The 858-nt window shown below is 42.4% G+C and carries 1 protein-coding gene; it reads right to left on the reverse strand.

Features of this window, described 5'->3' with window-relative positions:
• A partial coding sequence (locus tag HMPREF2937_RS08175) for an SdrD B-like domain-containing protein (RefSeq protein ID WP_142351421.1) occupies positions 1–858 on the reverse strand: 858 nt, incomplete at both ends.

Below are 858 nucleotides of genomic sequence, written 5' to 3' on the forward strand. Positions count from 1 at the left end.
TATCGTCGCCGTTATTAACAGTAACTGTTGTTGTTGTTCCGTTTGAGTCTAATTCAGGATTGCCGACATTCGGTGTTGTTGGTTCATAACCTTCTGGTGTTTCGAATGTGATTGTGTAATCACCGTTCGGTAAGTTTGTAAACTCATAGTTACCGTTATTGTCTGTTGTTGTTGTAACTGTTGATCCGTCCGGTTTCGTCAACGTTACTTCTACGCCAGGGATACCTGGTTCATTTGAGTTTTGTACTCCGTCTTTGTTTGTGTCTTCCCAAACTTTATCGCCAACTGTGTAAGTTGCTGGCTCTTGTGGTGTTTCTTGTACTGGTTTGTAGAAACCGCTGTCGATTGTCTTATCGTCGCCGTTATTAACAGTAACTGTTGTTGTCGTACCGTTTGAATCTAATTCAGGATTACCGACATTCGGTGTTGTTGGTTCGTAACCTTCAGGTGTTTCGAATGTGATTGTGTAATCGCCATTCGGTAAGTTTGTAAACTCATAGTTACCGTTTCCGTCTGTTGTTGTCGTTACTGTTGATCCGTCTGGTTTCGTTAATGTAACTGTTACGTTTGGAATACCTGGTTCATTTGAGTTTTGTACACCGTCTTTGTTTGTGTCTTCCCAAACTTTATCACCAACTGTGTAAGTTGCTGGCTCTTGTGGTGTTTCTTGTACTGGTTTGTAGAATCCGCTGTCGATTGTGTAGTTATCTGCGTTATTGATTGTTACTGTTGTTGACGCGCCGTCTGAATCTAATGCATCATCGCCTACGTTGACAGCCGTCGGCTCATAACCTTCCGGTGTTGCGAAGTCGACTGTGTAATCGCCGTTTTCTAGACCAGTAAACTCATATTTACCGT

Origin of the sequence: Staphylococcus sp. HMSC061G12 (genome assembly GCF_001838465.1) — a bacterium.
Taxonomy (GTDB): domain Bacteria; phylum Bacillota; class Bacilli; order Staphylococcales; family Staphylococcaceae; genus Staphylococcus; species Staphylococcus simulans.